A 17,525-nucleotide genomic window follows, 5' to 3' on the forward strand; every position below is an offset into this window, starting at 1 on the left:
GGCAAAAGGGATGGAGCGGCCATGATCCGGGACCTTTGGTACAAGAATGCGGTCATCTACAATCTGTCGCTATCGACCTTCATGGACGCCAACGCTGACGGCATCGGCGATTTCCAGGGGCTGCTGCGCCGGTTGGACTATCTGCACGGGCTGGGGGTGACCTGCCTGTGGCTGGGGCCGTTCCAGACCTCGCCGATGAAGGACGGCGGGTATGACGTCGCCGATTACTACACTGTCGATCCGCGCTACGGCACGCTGGGCGACTTCGTGGAATTCACCCACGCCTGCGAACAGCGCGGCATTCGCGTCATCATCGATCTGGTCATCAACCACACTTCCGACCAGCATCCGTGGTTTCAGCAGGCGCGCAGTGATCCCGACAGCAAATATCGCGACTGGTACGTCTGGTCGGACAAGAAGCCGGAGAATGCCGACAAGGGCATGGTCTTTCCCGGCGTGCAGAAATCGACCTGGAGCTATGACCGCGAGGCCAAGGCCTGGTATTTCCACCGCTTCTACAAATTCCAGCCCGACCTGAACACCTCGCACCCGGAGTTGCATGCCGAACTGCTGAAGATCATGGGATTCTGGATCCAGCTGGGCGTCGCAGGGTTCCGGATGGATGCCGTGCCCTTCATCATCGCGGAAAAGGGGCCGGACATCGCCAAGCCGAAGGAGCAGTTCGGCATGCTGCGCAGTTTCCGCGAATTCGTGCAGTGGCGGCGCGGCGACGCCGTGCTGCTGGCGGAGGCCAACATCCTGCCGGAAGACGACCTGGAGTATTTCGGCGAGGACGGCGACCGCTGCCACATGGTGTTCAATTTCCAGGTCAACCAGCACCTGTTCTATGCGCTGGCCACCGCCGACACCGGGCCGCTGGCCAAGGCGCTGGAAGTCACCAAGCCGCGCCCGGCCACCGCGCAATGGGGATGCTTCCTGCGCAACCACGACGAACTCGACCTCGGCCGGTTGACCGAGGAGCAGCGCCAAGCGGTGTTCGCCGCCTTCGGGCCTGAGAAATCCATGCAGCTCTATGACCGCGGCATCCGGCGGCGGCTGGCGCCGATGCTGCACGACGACCGGCGGCGGATCGAGCTGGCCTACAGCCTGATGTTCACCCTGCCGGGAACGCCGGTCATCCGCTATGGCGACGAGATCGGCATGGGCGACGACCTGTCTCTGCCCGAACGCGAGTGCGCCCGCACGCCGATGCAATGGTCTGACGAGCCGCATGGCGGATTCACCAAGTCCGACACTCCGGAAGCGCGGGCGATCAGCGGCGGCGTCTTCGGGTACGAGCGGATCAACGCCGCGATCCAGCGCCGCGATCCGGGATCGCTGCTGAACTGGACCGAGCGCATCATCCGCATGCGCAAGGAGTGCCCGGAGATCGGCTGGGGTGACTTCCGCATCCTCAAGACCGGCCGGCCGGAAGTTCTGGCGTTGCGCTATGACTGGCGCAACAACGGCATCGTCGTGGTGCACAACCTGTCGGACAAGCCCTGCGAGGTTGTCCTGGACGTGGACGGCCATGGAGAATCCTGCCGGCTGGTCAACCTGCTGTCGGAGGACCACAGCGAACCCGACGCCGAGGGCCGCCACCGTCTGGTGATGGAAGCCTATGGCTATCGCTGGTTCCGGGTCGGCGGGCTGGATTACCTGCTGCGCCGGACGGAGTCGGACAAGAAACCTGGGGAAGACGTTTAGGCGCGGGCCTGTCTAGGGGCGGTCCTGTCTAGGCGACGTCCAGCCGGGCCGGTCCATCCTCCTCGCTGCGGTCATAGGCGGCGCGGGCGTTAAGCATCTGTGCGATGTGGGTCTCGGCCCACACGCGCAGGGGCACCAGGGTTTCGGCCAGCGTCGCGCCCAGTGGTGTGATGGAATATTCGACGGTGACCGGCACGGTGGCGAAGGCCTTGCGGCTGACCAGCCCGTCGCGCTCCAGGCTTTTCAGGGTCTGCGACAGCATCTTCTGCGAGATGCCCTCGATCTCGCGGCGGAGTTGGTTGAATCGCATCGGTCCGCCTTCCAGCAGTCCCAGGATCAGCACCGTCCATTTGTCGGCGATCCGGTCCAGCGCCTGCCGCGTCGGACAGGCGGAGGCATAGGCGTCCGGCAGGTCATCCACCTCCGACGGCCGCTTGCCGCCCAGGCCCAGCAGGCTGTTGTCCATGCGCATCGACTCCCAACCAACGGCCCCGGCGGTTACGTGCGGGTGACCATGTCACGAAAAGGTGCCTTCTTTACACCAGATTTCCAAACAGCCATCAAGTCACCATTGGAAACCTAGTGAGAGGACGCCCGTCATGAACATCGCCATCATCGGCGCCGCCGGCCGCGCCGGCAGCCGCATCCAGGCCGAACTGCTGCGCCGCGGCCACAGCGTCACCGCCATCGTCCGCGACCCCGCCAAGGTCGCCGCCGCCCCTGGCCTGACCGTGAAGGCGGGCGACGCCAACGACGCCGGGACGCTCGCCCCGCTGCTGGTCGGGCATGATGCGGTGGTCAGCGCCGTGATGTTCCTGATGGGCGACGCCGACAGCCTGATCGGCGCGGTGAAGCGGTCCGGCGTGCCGCGCTATCTGGTGGTCGGCGGCGCCGGCAGTCTGGAAGTGGCGCCGGGCGTGCGGGTTCTCGACCTGCCGGAATTCCCCGAAGCCTACAAGGCCGAAGCCACCAAGGGCGCCGAATTCCTCGACCGCCTGAAGGCCGAGCCCGCGTTGAACTGGACCTTCCTGTCTCCGTCCGCCGAGTTTGTGCTGGGTGAGCGGACGGGCAAGTTCCGCCTGGGCGACGACGCGCTGCTGGCGGACGAGGCCGGCCGCAGTTGGATCAGCTACGAGGACTTTGCCGTGGCGCTGGTCGACGAAATCGAGACGCCGAAGCACGAGCGCAAGCGGTTCACGGTGGGATACTGAGGGAAAGGCGTCAGAGGCGGAGCGACAGCAGGGGCGCCAGTTTGGCGAGAACCTGCTGGAGCACCGCCTCGGGCACCGAGCCGGCCGGGTCGAGTTGGCGGACGCGGCGGTCGAGGCTCTTCACCTGATCCGCCAGCACGACACCGCCGACCGGGAGCCCCGGCGGCAGCGCGACTTCGAAGGGGTAGCCTTTCACCTTGCTGGTGATCGGGCAGACCACGACGAAGGGCGTGCGATTGTGATAAGCGCGGGGCGACAGCACCAATCCAGGGTGTCGGCCTGCTTGCTCATGCCCCGCCTGCGGCGTGAAGTCGATCCACACCAGATCGCCGCGATCCGGCAGCATTACAGCAATTCCTGCCCACGCGGCTCATCGTCGAAGGACTCGTCCGGCAGATTGTCCGCCGTGATGCCGGCGAGCAGATCGTCCAGCGCGTAGCGCGGCGTTGCGGGACGAATGACGATGCGTCCGTCCTCGACCTCGATTTCCACCGGCGTGCCTTCGGCAAAGCCGGTCTGATCGGCAATCGGTCGCGGCAGGCGAAGGGCAAGGCTGTTGCCCCAACGGGCGACTTCAGTGCGCATGGCTGGCTCCCGTCTTAGATACGGGGCCTATACAAAAAACAGGGCGGAGTTTCTAGGAAAGTAGCGTTTGAGAGACACTCGTTCAACCTACCTCCGCCCAAACAGCCTCTCAATATCCGCCAGCTTCAGCTCCACGTAAGTCGGCCGGCCGTGGTTGCATTGCCCGCTGTGCGGAGTCGCCTCCATCTGCCGCAGCAGGGCGTTCATCTCGTCGACGCTCAGCGTGCGGCCGGCGCGGACGGACCCGTGGCAGGCCATGGTCGCGCAGACCTCCTCAAGCCGCTCCTTCAGCGACAGGGCGTCGCCCAGTTCGGACAGTTCCTCGGCAAGGTCGCGGATCAGGTTCTTCACGTCGGACTGGCCGAGAAGAGCCGGGACCTCGCGGACCATGACGCAGCCGTGGCCGAAACCCTCGATCACCAGACCCAGTTCGGCCAGTTCGGCGCTGCGGGCCAGCAGGCGGTTGGCGGAGGGTTCGTCCAGCTCGATCAGTTCGGGGATCAGCAGGGCTTGGCGCTTCACGCCGCCTTCCAGCAGGGCGGTCTTCATCCGTTCATAGACCAGCCGTTCATGGGCGGCGTGCTGGTCAACGATGACGATGCCCTCGCGGGTCTGGGCCACGATGTAGGTGGTGTGGACCTGTGCCCGTGCCGCGCCCAGCGGGTGGCTGTCGAGCGGCGGCTCGGGCTTCTGCGCGGACGGGTCGGGGGTGCGGTATTCCGGAGGGCGGGCGCCGGGGGCGAAGCCGTTGCCGAAGCCGCTGAGGCGGCCCTGCAGGGGCGGCAACCCCGTTTGGGTCGGTGCCTGGAAGGCGGCGGAGCGCTCCGCCAGACCGCGCGGCACGGCGGTCGGCGTATAGGAGCCGGCCCAACTCCCACCCGACCCGCCGCCGGAACGTCCGTAGGGGAGCGGCGAGGGGGTGAAGCCGCTGTCGGTCTCGCCGGACTGCTCCGGCCGCAGGGCGCCCAGCGTGGCGAGGCCAACGGTGGTGGAAGCGCGGTGGCCGGCCTCGGCGAGCGCGTGTTTCAGCGATCCGACGATCAGGCCGCGCACCAGCCCCTGGTCGCGGAAGCGCACCTCCGCCTTGGCCGGGTGGACGTTCACGTCGACCTCCTGCGGGTCGATGTCGAGGAACAGCGCCAGCATCGGGTGGCGGTCGCGCGGCAGGAAATCGGCATAGGCGGCGCGCACGGCGCCGACCATCAGCTTGTCGCGCACCGGGCGGCCGTTGACGAACAGGTGCTGGTGCTTGGCGGTCGGGCGGTGCAGGGTGGGCAGGCCGATCCAGCCGGCCAGCGACACACCCTCGCGTTGGGCCGTCACCGGGACGGCGTTCTCCTGGAAATCGCGGCCCATCAGTGCGCCCAGCCGGGTCAGCCGGGCGTCCAGCAGGTCGCCCTGCGCCGCGCTCAGCCGCAGGCCGCCGCGCCCGCCGTCGCTGAGCGTGAAGGCGACGCCGGGATGGGCCATCGCCAGCCGTTCCAGGCAGTCGGCGATGTGGTCGTATTCGGTGCGCGACGCCTTCAGGAACTTCAGCCGGGCCGGCACGGCGGCGAACAGGTCGCGCACCTCGATCCGCGTGCCCTGGGCCAGCGCCGCCGGCTGCGGCGACCCCTTGGCGCCGGCATCCACCGTCAGGCTCCAGGCGCTGTCGGCGCCGTGGGCGCGGCTGGTGATGGTCAGGCAGCTGACGGCGCCGATGGAGGGCAGAGCCTCCCCCCGGAACCCAAGCGAGCGGATGTCGAGCAGATCGTCGCCCGGCAGCTTGGAGGTGGCATGGCGTTCGACCGCCAGGACCAGCTCGTCGGCGGTCATGCCGCAGCCGTCGTCGGTAACGGCGATCAGCGATTTGCCGCCGTCGCGCGCCACCACGTCGATGCGGGTGGCGCCGGCATCGATGGCGTTCTCCACCAGCTCCTTGACGGCGGCGGCGGGACGTTCGACCACCTCGCCGGCGGCGATGCGGTTGACCAGTGTTTCGGGGAGCAGACGGATCGGCATGCCCATAGATATAGTGGCAGCCGGCGCGCGGCACCACCATCTTCGGGCAGGTTTGCGCGCTTACAGGCCCTTCAGGGCCTTCATGTAGTCGACCAGCTTGCGTTCGTAGAAGGGCTGCGGCGACTGGTAGCGGGCGACGAGGCCGGCCTCTGCGGTCAGCTTCACCACCATTCCGATGCAGGACACGTCCACCGGATCGCCGCCGAGGTCGAACTGCAGGCGGAAGTCGAACTTCTGCTTGGCGATCAGGTCGCCGTCATAGGGACGGATGCGGAAGGAGCCGAGAACGAATTCCTCCGGCACATATTCGTGGTGGTCGATCACGATCTTGGGCAGGGTGGACGGGCGCTCTTTACGCGGTTCCGCGGCGGCTTTCGTGCCAGCCGGTTCCTTGTTGCCTCCGGAAAATCTCGACAGCCAAGACATGAAGAGCGACATCCCCTCGTTTCGAAGGCTTGAAACCGTACCGACATATTCCGACAGTTTCGGCGCCATATCCTTTAACAACGGTTAATGACGTAAGCATCGGTTACGACACGGTAATTTCCGTATTCTGGATCCGCTCCGACTTCGATGTCCTGCGGCTTTCAGGGTTCCACCACCCTGCCGCCGAGATCGCGGCCGTGCTACCGTCGATCTTCGCCTTGTCGCTGCCCCGTGGGGAGGGTCCGCCATGCCGCTGTTGCCGGTGATCCGCGATTTCGCCGCCGAGGCGTCGGACCCACGACGCTATGCGGCGCTGGACGGCGGATGGTCGCTGGCGGTCGCCGATGTCACCGGCAGTACGCAATTGGCCGGGCAAGGCCGTCACCGAGACGTGAATTTCGTCGCGGCCGGGGTGGTCGCCGTTCTGTCCGACGCGTTGCGGGTCGGGCAGGAGCCGGTGGCCTGCCAGTTCGGCGGCGACGGCGCCATCGCCGCGGTGCCGCCGGGGCGGGAGGATGCGGCGCGGGCTGCGCTCTCGGCGCTCGCCCACTGGTCGGCGGAGGTGATGGACGTGCCGCTGCGCGTCGGGCTGGTGCCGGTGCGGGCCCTGCTCGACCAGGGGCTGGAAGTGATGGCCGCCCTGCAGGATGTCGGCAACGGCAACAGCTTCGGCCTGTTCCTGGGCGCCGGGGTGGTGGCCGCCGACGCCTGGGTGAAGGAGGAGGCGCGCTGGCGCCTGCCGCAGAAGGAAGGGCCGTTGCCGGGGCTGGAGTCGGTGTCCTGCCGCTGGAACCCGGTGCCGCCGCGGCGCGGAACAGTGCTGTGCGTGATCGTCGATGCGGTCGATCCGGGCGCGGCCGGACTGCTGGAATTGGCCCGCGTCCAGCGCGCCATCGAAGCCATCGTGCCCACCGCCGGCGCAGCCCCGCTGGGAGCGGGGGAGCGGCTGGAGGCGCGCTGGCCGCCGGATTGGCGCTCCTTGCTGATGGAGGCGCGCGGCGGCCGCGACGGCGCCGGTTTGGGCACGCGCATCCGGCGGGTGGGCAAGGCTCTGGCCGGGTCGGGGCTGCTGGTCCTGCTGCTGAGGCTGGGGCTGACGCTTGGCGGCTTCGATCCGCAGCGCTACCGGCGCCACATGGCGGAGCGTACCGATTTCCGCAAATCGGCCGGCGGGCCGCGGCTGGTGCTGGACGTGACGGAGGGGGAGGCTGACGCGATCGAAAGGCTGCTGAACCAGGCGGCCCAGGCCGGCTCGATCCGCTACGGCACCGCGCGGGCCGATGCCACCACGGTCACCTGCCTGGTCGGCGACGTGACGGCCGACCGTCATGTGCATTTCGTCGATGGCGCCGGGCTGGGCTTCTGGCGCGCCTCGGTCATGCTGAAGGCGATGAAGGCGCGCGAAAAGGCCGGGCAGGAAGGCGGGGCGGCGAAGGGGATGGAAACCGCCGCCGCCTTCCTGACCGCACCGATCCCGTCATGAAGGCGGGACCCGTGCGCCCCCTGCCAGTCAGGCGGTGATGTCGACGCCCTGAGACCCGCGCGGCGTCAGGCTGGCGAACAGCGACTGCGCGCCGGAGATGTCGCCGGAGCTGAGCGAGCTGCTCAGGCTGCTGAGGTTCTTCTTCAGGGTCCCCAGGAAGTCGGTGGAGCTGCTGTCGTCCTCGCTGTCGCTGTTGCTGTCGGCGGCGTTCTTCAGCATATCGGACAGTGCCGACAACGACTCCTGCGCTCCCGACACGTCACCGGACTGCAAGGACTGGGCGAGGCTGCCGACCGTGCTGCGCAGTTCGTCCGAGCCGCCGCCCTCGCCCGGCGGAGGGCCATCCGGCGGCGGACCACCCGCTCCGCCCGGGCCACCACCGGGGCCGCCGGCACCGCCTGGACCGCCGCTGGGCGGGCCGTTCTTGGCCATCGCCTGCTGAACCTGGCTGATGTCGCCGCTTTTCAGCGCCTCTCCCACGCTGGACAGCAGCTTCGACAACGGATCCTTGCCACTGCCGGCGCTGGTGGTCGAACTGGTGGAGGTGGTGCTGCCGCCCTGCTTGTCGGACTGCAGCTTCGAAAGCGACTCGTAGGCGGACTGGACGGCGGTCATGTCGCCGGACTCCACCGCCTTCTTCAGGCTGTCGATCCCCTCCCGGATCTCCTTCCCCGGCCCTTGCGGCCGCTGATAGGTCTGGCCGACGGCCGACGAACTCACCATGGATACCGACATGGCACTCTCCAACGGATAGCCTCACAAGAGGCAGTACGCTGGAGGGGGCCGGAGTCCTGCGCGCCGTCGCGATGGTTTTCTCAATTTGTCGGAAATGCCGCGAGGGACGGGATCATAACCGTCCGGCCACCCGCCGTCCGGCATCGTCCGACGGCACGATCTCGGTTCCGATCGGCCAGAGTGCCAGCAGCGCGAGCTTCAGATGCGCCCAGGCAAAGGGCAGGCCGATGATGGTGATGGCGAGGCCGACCGCCGAGATCAGATGGCCGAGCGCCAGCCACCAGCCGGCCAGCACGAACCAGACGATATTGCCGATGAAGCCCAAGGCGCCGGTGCCCATGTCTTCGCGCCCGCGGAACTCATCACGGCGCACGGCGGTTTGCCCAAAGGGGAGCAGGGTGTAATGGGCGATGGTCAGGGCGGACCGGGCCCAGGGCAGGCCGACGATGGACAACGCCATCAGAACCGCGGCCAGCAACCAGCCCAGCGCCATCCAGATGCCGCCCGTGAACAACCACAGCACATTGAGGAGAAGACTGAGCAGAGACATGACACGAAACCCTCCCTTTCGCCGCAGATGTGGGGACGGTCGCACCGCGCGCCTAGAGGCGGGCCTTTCGGACCGTAGCCTTCTGGACCCTGTCGTTTTTGGACTTTGGCTACCCCAAAGATGGGGCACCCCGTCCGGCGGCGCGAAAGAGGGGATGGTGTATGCCATCCATGCCTTGAACCGTATCCGTTCGGTCCACAGATCCGGTACAGGCATCATGACGACGCATCCGGACGGGTCCTTCGTCGGCAGCATCGCCGGCGGGCCGCCCGTTTCCGGTTTACACGGATCGGAGGCCGCATGAACGAGGCTTTGAACACCGACTCCGGCGCCGACGCGCCGAACGTCCCGGGCGACGGCGAATCGCTCTCGCCGGTGGTCGCTGCCATCCTCGGCACCGCCGTCGCGGCGGCGGCCAAGCGCGGCGGCAACGGGGACGTGGTCCGCGGGCTGATCGCCGGTCTGCGCATCCTGCGCGCCACCGTCGAGGAGGAGGCCGGCTACACCATGGCCGCCGCGGTCGACAACGCCATCCGCACGCGCCTGCTGGCCGACAACCTGTCACGCCTGCGCGTGAGCGGGAAGAAGCCGCAGGCCATCCCTTTGCCGGACCCCGGACCGGGCGCCAGCGCCGCGGCCGCCATCTTCGAAAGCGCCGCGGAGTCCTGCCTGACCGTGAATGCCCATGCCGAGGACAACGGGCCTCTGGAACATGCGGTCTTCGCCTTCACCGCACAGTTGCTGCAACAGCTGGGTGGAGCGCCGGAATGGCGCAGCCTGGCCGGCGAGCTGCGCCGCCCGCTGGCGGTGGCACCGGACGGCGAGGGCGAGGAGGTGACCCTGCATTGACCGATTGCCTTGCCGGCCGGCGGCCTCTGGTCGGGACAAGCCGGCAAGTCTTGGAATTTGCTTTGCTTTTGTCGTGTTTCGGCGGCGGCTGAAACCTTTTGCGGGCAGGTCGGCTTTTGGGGCCGTTTTAAGGTTTCTGCCCGATTTATCGTACGGGACGACTTGGGTTCCGCTTCGTTAGGGTTGGCTTCGGCGATGGGACAGTCCCATCGCGGAACGCCAGCACCGGGGACCGCGACCGTGTTCTTTCACACCCAGCCTTCCACCGTCCGCGCCGGACGGGCAAATGCCGCCCGCTTTCCGGTGACCGGCTTGGCCGTGGACGGGGCCGTGGACGGGGTGGGCGACCGCACGGCCGACCGTGCCGGCGATCCTTCCGGACGACGGGTGATCTTCCTTCACCCCGGCAAGGGAGCGTGGTGGCGGCTGCTGGACCATGTGCCGACGGGCCAGGAATGGCTTACCGTGCCGGCGTCGGCCGGGGCGGCGATCCTCTCTCCCCTGCTGGTGGAGCGCGGCGGACGCCGGCCGGTGCTGGTGGCGGGAGCGGTAACGGCGCCGCTCGCCATCGCCGCGGCGCTCGATTACCCCGAGCGGGTCGGCGGCGTGATGATCGTCGACGATGTCGGCGCCGAATCGCCGATGCGCCGCCGTTGGAATGCGCTGGCCGCCCGTTTCGGATGGGCGCTGCCGGCGGTGCTGTCCGGCGATCTGGGAGATCTGGTTTCCGAATTGCCGGCGGTGCGGGTGCCGGTGACCCTGATGCAGGGAAGCGACCCGGCCGGCCTCTTCGCGCGGCTGGAGGACGGGCTGACCGGCTGCCGGACCCTGACGGTCGTCGCGGTGCCCGACGCCGCCGCTGTCCGCCCGCGGACCCATGCGGCTGAACTGCGCGGCGCGCTACTGGCGCTGGTCTCCGCGGTGGAGCGCGCCCAGCGGTAGGAGTGCGGCGGTAGGAGAAAAAGAGGCGGCAGCGGACCTGCGCGGTGCAGGTTCTCCCCATCACAAACTCTGGCGTCACAAACTCCGGCGTCACAAACTCTGGGCGGTGAGAGCGGCCTGGGTGCGGTTGCGGACGCCGAGATGCCGCAGGATCGCGGTGACGTGGACCTTCACCGTGCCTTCCGTCAGCCCCAGCTCATGGGCGATCTGCTTGTTGGATTTGCCGTCGCGCAGGCGGGCCAAAACGTCGCGCTGGCGTGGCGTCAGCTGGTCGCCGTTGCCGCTCCCCAGCGCCGTGGACTCGTCCATCGTGTCGCCCGAGCCGTTCCCGCCATGGCCGCCATGCATTTGATCGACACGGTCGCCGCCGCGGATCGCCTGTTCGGGAAGATAGATGCCGCCGGCAAGCACCAGCTGCAGCGCCCCCAGCAGAACCTTGGCGCTGGAGGATTTCGGGATATAGCCGGCGGCGCCGTTCTCAAGGGCCGCCAGAAGGTCGGAGCGCTTCTCCGACCCCGACACCACCACCAGAAGCGCCTTCGGCAAGCTGGCATGGATGTCGCCCAGAGCCGAGAAACCGGTCCAGCCGGGCATTCCGAGATCGAGCAGGATCAGGTCGAAGGGTCTGGTGCCATCGCACAGCGCCCGCACCTCGTCATAGGTGCTGGCTTCGAAAAAGGTCATGTCGGCGTCGAATTGCGCCAGCAGCCGGCGCAGACCGTCTCGGAACAGCAGGTGATCGTCGGCGATCAGCACGTTCATCGCGGGCATTTCCAGAAGGTTGCGGCGATCCGACACCGGGATGGCGTCATCGGCCCGGACGTTCACATAGGAACGCCTGTTCTGACGCTGTAGTTCGCTTTTGGTCTTAGACCGCTTCCTCTATGCCCGTCCCCCTTTCCTGGCCGAGGGGTAGGGTCGCACCCCAAATACAGGGTTCCAGAAACGGAAAAGCGCTGCAAAAGGCAACGCTCCGCTCCGCCGACCGCCTGCCCCGGATGGATGGGGCGGGCGGCCTGGACGGAAGGCGGGCGAGACCTTTTGGCAGAGCGGTCGGATGGATCGGAAGGATCAGACGGTGGCGGCGACGCCGGCCTCGGCAGTCTGGTCGCCGATGCCGTTGTTCAGCGCCCAGATGGCGGCCTGGGTACGGTTGGAGGCGTTGATCTTGCGCAGCAGACTCTTCAGGTGAACCTTCACGGTGGCTTCCGTGATGTTCAGGTGGTTGGCGATCATCTTGTTGCTGTTGCCGTTCAGCAGGCAGCGCAGGATCTGCACCTCGCGCTGCGACAGCCCCTTGCGGCGGGTCGGCAGCTCGGCGCCCATGTCCTCGGTGCGGCCGTTGACCAGCAGTTCGGCCAGATGGGTCGGGAACACCTTCTCGCCCATCATCACCAGCTTCAGCGACTGCATCAGCGCCTCGCAGGCGATGTCCTTCAGCAGATAGCCGCCGGCACCGGCACCCAGGGCAGCCGACAGGCGGCGGGTCTCCAGGTCGTTGGTCAGGATGACGATCCTGATCGACGGGTGATTCTCACGCAGCGTGCGCATCGCATCGACTTCCTCATCGGCGCCGCTCGGCAGGTCGATCAGGATCAGGTCCGGATTGGTGCCGGTGTTGAGCGCCGACAGGCCCTCGCGCAGGCTGCCGGCCTCGCCGACGACGTTGAAGGGCGTGCCTTCGAACAGGCGCTTCATGCCTTCACGGAAAAGCTTGTTGGCGTCGATGAGGAAAACGTTGATGGCATCCATGGTCTCAGCCCGCCTTTTGTTCCGTTCGGATCGATGTGGCGCCGATTGGCGCTTCGGAGGCATCCCCGACCTTCCGCTCCTGCGTCCGGTCCGCTCCCCCTCAGGGTTCGGGGGTGCCTCGTTGTGATCCATAGATACCCCCGATTTGCGCCGCGCAAAATTTCGCTTAGGTAAATTTCGCGTCGAGCAATGGGCATATGCCGTAAGCCTGCATAAGACAAGATGCGGACATAAATCAGCTCGCATTGGTCAGGTGGAATAACTGTCTGTGACAGAAAAGGGGAAATCGTTAACCTGATGCCTGTGACTTCGTCGGGACACTGAACTACAGCGGCGATGGACTATCCTGGCCGATAGAACCGGTGGATCAGGACTATGTCATCGCCCGTTGGTTGGAGTCCTACATCTCGATAGCTTGCCGTTCGGCATAAGCGTGGGCGCCGAGGCGCGCGGTTCCCGAAGGGGTGGGACGCCTCTCACGGGGGGTCGTGCGGGCCGGCTCTGTGCTGTATACGTTCTGACCGCAAGACAGCATTCGCATGCTTGAGCGGAAATTCGTTCATCCCCGGACCGGGACGCCATGTCAGACGCTTTTGATGATGATCCGCTGAGCCACGCCGCTCCTGCCGCAGCCGTTCCCGCTGCCGCGCAGCGCTTCGCCTATCTGGACGGGCTGAACCCGACCCAGCGGGCGGCGGTGGAGGCTCTGGACGGACCGGTCCTGGTGCTGGCCGGCGCCGGTACCGGCAAGACGCGGGTGCTGACCACCCGGCTGGCCCATCTGCTGATGACGCGCCGCGCCGCCGCCTTCCAGATCCTGGCGGTGACCTTCACCAACAAGGCCGCCCGCGAGATGCGCGAGCGTGTGGCCCATCTGGTGGGGATCGAGCCGGAGGGCTGGTGGCTCGGCACCTTCCACGCGCTGGCCGCCCGCATTCTTCGCCGTCATGCCGAACTGGTCGGGCTGAAGTCGAACTTCACCATCCTCGACACCGACGATCAGGTCCGCCTGATCAAGCAGTTGCTGGAAGCCGCGAACATCGATTCCAAGAAATGGCCTCCCCGTCAGGTGCTGGGCGCCATCGAACGCTGGAAGGACCGCGGCCTGACCCCCGACCGGCTCGGCGACGCCGACGGCGGCGAGGTGGCCGGCGGCCGGGTGGTGGCGATCTACCGCGCCTATCAGGAGCGCCTGCGCACCCTGAACGCCTGCGACTTCGGCGACCTGCTGCTGCACAACATCACGATCTTCCAGAACAATCCGGACGTGCTGGCGGAATATCACCGCAAGTTCAAATATGTTCTGGTGGACGAGTATCAGGACACCAACGTCGCGCAGTATCTGTGGCTGCGCATCCTGTCCCAGGCGCACAAGAACATCTGTTGCGTCGGTGACGAGGATCAGTCGATCTACGCCTGGCGCGGTGCCGAGATCGGCAACATCCTGCGCTTTGAGACCGACTTTCCCGGCGCCACCATCATCAAGCTGGAGCAGAACTACCGCTCCACCGGCCATATCCTGGCTGCCGCCAGCGGGCTGATCGCCAACAACCAGGGGCGGCTGGGCAAGACGCTGTGGACCGAGGCGGACGGCGGCGAGCCGGTGAAGGTCAAGGCGGTGTGGGACGGCGAGGAAGAGGCGCGCTGGGTCGGCGAGGAGATCGAGACGCTCCAGCGCAAGGGCACGCCGCTGTCGCAGATCGCCGTGCTGGTCCGCGCCGGCTTCCAGACCCGCGAGTTCGAAGAACGCTTCATCACTCTGGGCATGCCCTACAAGGTGCTGGGCGGCCCGCGCTTCTACGAGCGGCAGGAAATTCGCGACGCGCTGGCCTATTTCCGCGTGGTCAATTCCGGCGACGACGACCTGGCCTTCGAACGCATCGTCAACCTGCCCAAGCGCGGCGTCGGCCCGGCGGCGATGCAGTGCCTCTACACCGCGGCGCGGGCGCAGGGCATCCCGCTGACTGAGGCCGGCTGGGCGCTGACCGAGACGGACGAGCTGAAGCCGAAGCTGCGCGCCACCCTGCGCGGGCTGCTGCAGGACTTCTTCCGCTGGCGGACACTGATGGCCACGGTTCCGCACACCGAGCTTGCCCGAACCATCCTGGACGAATCCGGCTACACCCGCATGTGGCAGGAGGACAAGACGCCCGAGGCGCCCGGCCGGCTGGAGAACCTGAAGGAACTCATCACCGCCATGGCGGAGTTCGAGAACCTGCCGGGCTTCCTGGAGCATGTGGCGCTGGTGATGGAGAATGCCGAGGCCGCCGGGATCGAGCAGGTCACGGTGATGACCCTGCACGGCGCCAAGGGGCTGGAGTTCGACCATGTCTTCCTGCCGGGCTGGGAGGAGGGCGTGTTCCCCAACCAGCGCGCGCTGGACGAGACCGGCATCGCCGGGCTGGAGGAGGAACGGCGGTTGGCCTATGTCGGCCTGACCCGCGCCCGTCGCCGCGCCTATGTCAGCCATGCCGCCAACCGCCGGCTCTACGGCAACTGGGTCAGCGCCGTGCCGTCCCGCTTCGTCGAGGAAATCCCGCAGGACAATGTGGAGGCCGAGGCCGCCAACGGCCTGTTCGCCGGCAGCGGCGGGCGCGGCAGTTTCGGCGGCGGTTTTGGCGGCGGAGCAGGGGGGTACGGCGGAGGCGGCGGGGCCGGCGGATTCCAGTTCCGCGGCTCCACCCGGCAGGCGCCGGCGCCGAAGACGATCACGCTGGATCAGGGCGCCTACGCGGTGGCGCCGCGCGCACGGCCCGATGCGCCCTTCGCCAAGGGCGCGCGGGTCTTCCATCAGAAATTCGGCTACGGCACCGTCGTCGCCGTGTCGGAGGACAAGCTGGAGATCGACTTCGATCATTCCGGCAGCAAGAAGGTGATGGACAGCTTCGTCGTGCCCGCCGAGAAGGCGGGCTGAAAATAGGGGGGTGCCCGCCGAGAAGGCGGGCTGATCCGACGGGCGGTCCGCTCCGTACAGGACGGGTTGCCGCACTGTGACGGCCGTCACAGCCGCAGCGGTCGGTGCGGCTCAAGATTGCAGCGGTGCAACAGAAGCCGGAGGCCATCCGCCGTGTTCGGAACGGGCAGCGTCAGTTACGAGGTGCAGAGCCGCCGCGAGGGCCGCTGGCGCATCGAGGGGGCCTACACCGACCAGGAGTCGGCGCTGTCGGCCGCCCGCTCGCAGCTGGCCGCCTCCGGGGTGGAGGAGGCGAAGGTGGTGAAGTTCCGCACCGTCGCCGGCCTGTCGCTGGAAACAGTGATCCTGCACAAGACCGCCCCGCAGGCCCCGCGCAAGGGTCTGACCCTGGGCGGCACGGCGGACGGGGCGCCGCTTTGCCGGACGCCCGACGATCTGCGCGGATTCGAGAGCCGGGTGGTGATCGGCCGGCTGTTGCGCCCTTATCTGGACGCCCAGCGCATCACCCCGACCGAACTGCTGCATTCCTGGCCGCTGTTCCGCCGGCTCGAGGAGCAAGGGGCACTGCTGGGCGCCGCCATCCATGCCGTCGCCCGCCATCATGCCGATACCAACGGCGTTTCCCATGCCGCCCGCGCCCGCGAACTGCGCCAGCTGGTGGAGGCGGTCATCGGCGCCGCCCGCGACGCGCTGGCCGAACGGCGCCGGCTGCCGCGCTTTGATGCCGCCGACCTGCCCGGCACCAGCGACCGTATTGAGGAGGCGGTGGGGCCGGCCGGCCATGACGCGTTGTTCCTGATCCTGCTGTGCCAGCATCTGGAGGCCGGCGGACCGCTGGCGGGGAAGCTGGACCTGCTGCTGGCGATGATGGGCGAGGATGCCGAACCGCGCCATCTCGCCCTGCTGGATGGTGTGGTCGCCGACATCATGGGGGCCGCCGACACGGTGAAGGAGCTGCTGGGCGCGCAGCCCAGCCTGCATGCCGGGCTTTGCGTGCTGACCGACGGGCTGTTCGACCGCGAGCCCGATCCGGCGCTGGCGCCGATGGCCGGCTCGTTGCGCCGGGTCTGCCGCCTTGCCCTGCAAGGCCGCGCGCCGCAGAGCCGGACCGTCCTGCTGGAGCGCCTGCGTCAGAGCATCGCCGGCGACCAGCCGCTCGACCGTCGCGACGCCAAGGCGGACGGGATGCTGGCCCATGACCTTGCCGCCCGGTTGAAGGGGGCGGACGGCGCGCTGCTCGGCGGGGCGGCGATGGAGAAGGCGCTGGAGCGCCGATTGCTGCGCCACCGCCAGTCGGTCCTGCGTGCCCAGGGCATGCACGACATCGCCGACAGGCTGTCGGGGCGGTAGCGGGCGGAGGGATAAGGGCAGGCGAATAAGGATTCTCCCGATAACCTGAAACCTTGGTCTCTTTCCGGCTTGATGCTAAAAACGCCGCTTCTGTTCTCGCGTCGTCGTCGGAAAGCCCCTGTCATGTCGCAAACTCCGCTCTGGCGCATCGCGCTGGTCGTTCCCGAAGCCCATGCGCCCGCCTTCGCCGAGGCGGTGGGGGACCATGCCGATGCGGTGTCGACCTTCGAACTGGAGGAGGGCGGCAACTGGCTGGTGGAGGCGACCCTGTACGGCGCCCCGGACGAGGCGCGGCTACAGTCCCGCGTCGCCGTGCTGGCCAAGGCCCTGGGCATCGAGGAGCCGCGGCTGGCGATCGAGAACCTGCCGCCCATCGACTGGGTGTCGCACAGCTACCAGGGCTTTCCGCCGATTCGCGCCGGGCGCTTCTTCGTCCACGGTTCCCACCATGAGGGCATCGTGCCGGCCGGCAGCATCCCGCTGCTGGTCGATGCCGCCACCGCCTTCGGCACGGGGGAGCATGGCTCGACCAACGGCTGCCTCCAGGCGCTCGACCGGCTGTCGCGCCACCTGAAGCTGCCGCGCGGCGGCAAACGCGGTGCTCTCGACATGGGCTGCGGCTCCGGCATCCTGGCGCTGGCGGTGGCCAAGCGCTGGCGCGTGCCGGTGACCGCCGTCGACATCGACCCGGAGGCGGTGCGCGTCACCGTCATCAACGCGGCGCTGAACGGGCAGAAGCGCATGATCCGGGCCCAGGGCGGCGACGGATACCACACCCCGATCGTCGGGCGGCACAAGCCCTATACGCTGATCACCGCCAACATCCTGGCCCGCCCGCTGTCGCGCATGGCGCCGCAGCTGCGCCGCCACCTGAAGAAGGGCGGCTATGCCGTGCTGGCCGGCCTGCTGAACCGGCAGGAACGCCACGTCATCCAGGCCCACCGGAACCAGGGCCTGCGGCTGGTGGCGCGCATTCCGGTCGGGGAATGGACCACTCTTGTGGTGAAGCGTTGAAACCAA

General features: G+C 67.8%; 17 protein-coding genes. 8 read left to right on the forward strand and 9 right to left on the reverse strand.

Annotated features, from left to right (window positions below):
- Positions 1-21: 21 nt before the first annotated feature.
- Entirely contained in the window at positions 22-1,707 is a 1,686-nt protein-coding gene (locus tag FZ938_RS09520; RefSeq protein ID WP_149198273.1) for an alpha-amylase family protein, read from the forward strand.
- 28 nt (positions 1,708-1,735) lie between these two features.
- Here the strand turns inward: FZ938_RS09520 and FZ938_RS09525 are convergent, their stop codons facing one another.
- Positions 1,736-2,173 (reverse strand): winged helix-turn-helix transcriptional regulator, encoded by a 438-nt coding sequence (locus FZ938_RS09525; protein ID WP_149198274.1) that lies wholly within the window; start codon positions 2,171-2,173, stop codon positions 1,736-1,738.
- A 133-nt stretch (positions 2,174-2,306) separates the two neighbouring features.
- Between FZ938_RS09525 and FZ938_RS09530 the strand changes: the two genes are divergently transcribed.
- Positions 2,307-2,918 carry an NAD(P)-dependent oxidoreductase gene (locus FZ938_RS09530; RefSeq protein WP_149198275.1) on the forward strand — a complete coding sequence of 204 codons (612 nt, stop codon included), beginning with the start codon at positions 2,307-2,309 and terminating at the stop codon, positions 2,916-2,918.
- A gap of 10 nt (positions 2,919-2,928) precedes the next feature.
- Here FZ938_RS09530 and FZ938_RS09535 read toward each other — a convergent pair whose 3' ends face one another.
- The 4 genes from FZ938_RS09535 to FZ938_RS09550 form a co-directional block, all read right to left on the reverse strand.
- Positions 2,929-3,264, reverse strand: a complete 336-nt coding sequence (locus FZ938_RS09535) for a type II toxin-antitoxin system PemK/MazF family toxin (protein WP_149198276.1) — start codon at positions 3,262-3,264, stop codon at positions 2,929-2,931.
- Positions 3,264-3,503 carry an AbrB/MazE/SpoVT family DNA-binding domain-containing protein gene (locus tag FZ938_RS09540; protein ID WP_149198277.1) on the reverse strand — a complete coding sequence of 80 codons (240 nt, stop codon included), beginning with the start codon at positions 3,501-3,503 and terminating at the stop codon, positions 3,264-3,266. The genes FZ938_RS09535 and FZ938_RS09540 overlap by 1 nt, the downstream gene beginning before the upstream one ends.
- An 87-nt stretch (positions 3,504-3,590) precedes the next feature.
- Positions 3,591-5,504: a DNA mismatch repair endonuclease MutL gene (gene mutL / locus FZ938_RS09545; protein ID WP_149198278.1), complete on the reverse strand. Its 1,914-nt coding sequence runs from the start codon at positions 5,502-5,504 to the stop codon at positions 3,591-3,593.
- 60 nt (positions 5,505-5,564) lie between these two features.
- Positions 5,565-5,930, reverse strand: coding sequence for a hypothetical protein (locus FZ938_RS09550; protein ID WP_149198279.1), 366 nt, complete (start codon positions 5,928-5,930; stop codon positions 5,565-5,567).
- Between the two features lie 247 nt (positions 5,931-6,177).
- Between FZ938_RS09550 and FZ938_RS09555 the strand changes: the two genes are divergently transcribed.
- Complete coding sequence (locus FZ938_RS09555) at positions 6,178-7,413, forward strand: DUF3095 family protein (RefSeq protein ID WP_149198280.1); 1,236 nt, start codon at positions 6,178-6,180, stop codon at positions 7,411-7,413.
- Between the two features lie 27 nt (positions 7,414-7,440).
- Here FZ938_RS09555 and FZ938_RS30490 read toward each other — a convergent pair whose 3' ends face one another.
- Both FZ938_RS30490 and FZ938_RS09565 read right to left on the reverse strand, forming a co-directional pair.
- The gene (locus tag FZ938_RS30490) at positions 7,441-8,148 is read right to left on the reverse strand and encodes a hypothetical protein (RefSeq protein ID WP_174757242.1); all 708 of its coding nucleotides are present in this window, start codon (positions 8,146-8,148) and stop codon (positions 7,441-7,443) included.
- A gap of 112 nt (positions 8,149-8,260) precedes the next feature.
- The gene (locus tag FZ938_RS09565) at positions 8,261-8,698 is read right to left on the reverse strand and encodes a YccF domain-containing protein (RefSeq protein WP_149198282.1); all 438 of its coding nucleotides are present in this window, start codon (positions 8,696-8,698) and stop codon (positions 8,261-8,263) included.
- A 300-nt stretch (positions 8,699-8,998) separates the two neighbouring features.
- On the opposite strand from FZ938_RS09565, the gene FZ938_RS09570 reads away from it, so the two are divergent.
- The gene (locus FZ938_RS09570) at positions 8,999-9,547 is read left to right on the forward strand and encodes a hypothetical protein (protein WP_149198283.1); all 549 of its coding nucleotides are present in this window, start codon (positions 8,999-9,001) and stop codon (positions 9,545-9,547) included.
- A gap of 240 nt (positions 9,548-9,787) precedes the next feature.
- Positions 9,788-10,489: an alpha/beta fold hydrolase gene (locus FZ938_RS09575; RefSeq protein ID WP_149198284.1), complete on the forward strand. Its 702-nt coding sequence runs from the start codon at positions 9,788-9,790 to the stop codon at positions 10,487-10,489.
- A 90-nt stretch (positions 10,490-10,579) separates the two neighbouring features.
- Here FZ938_RS09575 and FZ938_RS09580 read toward each other — a convergent pair whose 3' ends face one another.
- Together FZ938_RS09580 and FZ938_RS09585 are read right to left on the reverse strand one after the other, a co-directional pair.
- Entirely contained in the window at positions 10,580-11,251 is a 672-nt protein-coding gene (locus FZ938_RS09580; RefSeq protein WP_149198615.1) for a LuxR C-terminal-related transcriptional regulator, read from the reverse strand.
- A 309-nt stretch (positions 11,252-11,560) separates the two neighbouring features.
- Positions 11,561-12,241 carry a LuxR C-terminal-related transcriptional regulator gene (locus tag FZ938_RS09585; RefSeq protein WP_149198285.1) on the reverse strand — a complete coding sequence of 227 codons (681 nt, stop codon included), beginning with the start codon at positions 12,239-12,241 and terminating at the stop codon, positions 11,561-11,563.
- A gap of 580 nt (positions 12,242-12,821) precedes the next feature.
- Between FZ938_RS09585 and FZ938_RS09590 the strand changes: the two genes are divergently transcribed.
- The 3 genes from FZ938_RS09590 to FZ938_RS09600 all read left to right on the forward strand — a co-directional run bounded on the left by FZ938_RS09590 (position 12,822) and on the right by FZ938_RS09600 (position 17,519).
- Positions 12,822-15,155, forward strand: a complete 2,334-nt coding sequence (locus tag FZ938_RS09590) for an ATP-dependent helicase (protein WP_149198286.1) — start codon at positions 12,822-12,824, stop codon at positions 15,153-15,155.
- A gap of 153 nt (positions 15,156-15,308) precedes the next feature.
- On the forward strand, positions 15,309-16,505 hold the full coding sequence (locus tag FZ938_RS09595) for a hypothetical protein (protein WP_149198287.1): 1,197 nt from the start codon (positions 15,309-15,311) through the stop codon (positions 16,503-16,505).
- 123 nt (positions 16,506-16,628) lie between these two features.
- Positions 16,629-17,519 carry a 50S ribosomal protein L11 methyltransferase gene (locus tag FZ938_RS09600; RefSeq protein WP_149198288.1) on the forward strand — a complete coding sequence of 297 codons (891 nt, stop codon included), beginning with the start codon at positions 16,629-16,631 and terminating at the stop codon, positions 17,517-17,519.
- Positions 17,520-17,525: the final 6 nt, after the last annotated feature.

It is taken from the genome of Azospirillum oryzae, from assembly GCF_008364795.1.
GTDB lineage: Bacteria > Pseudomonadota > Alphaproteobacteria > Azospirillales > Azospirillaceae > Azospirillum > Azospirillum oryzae.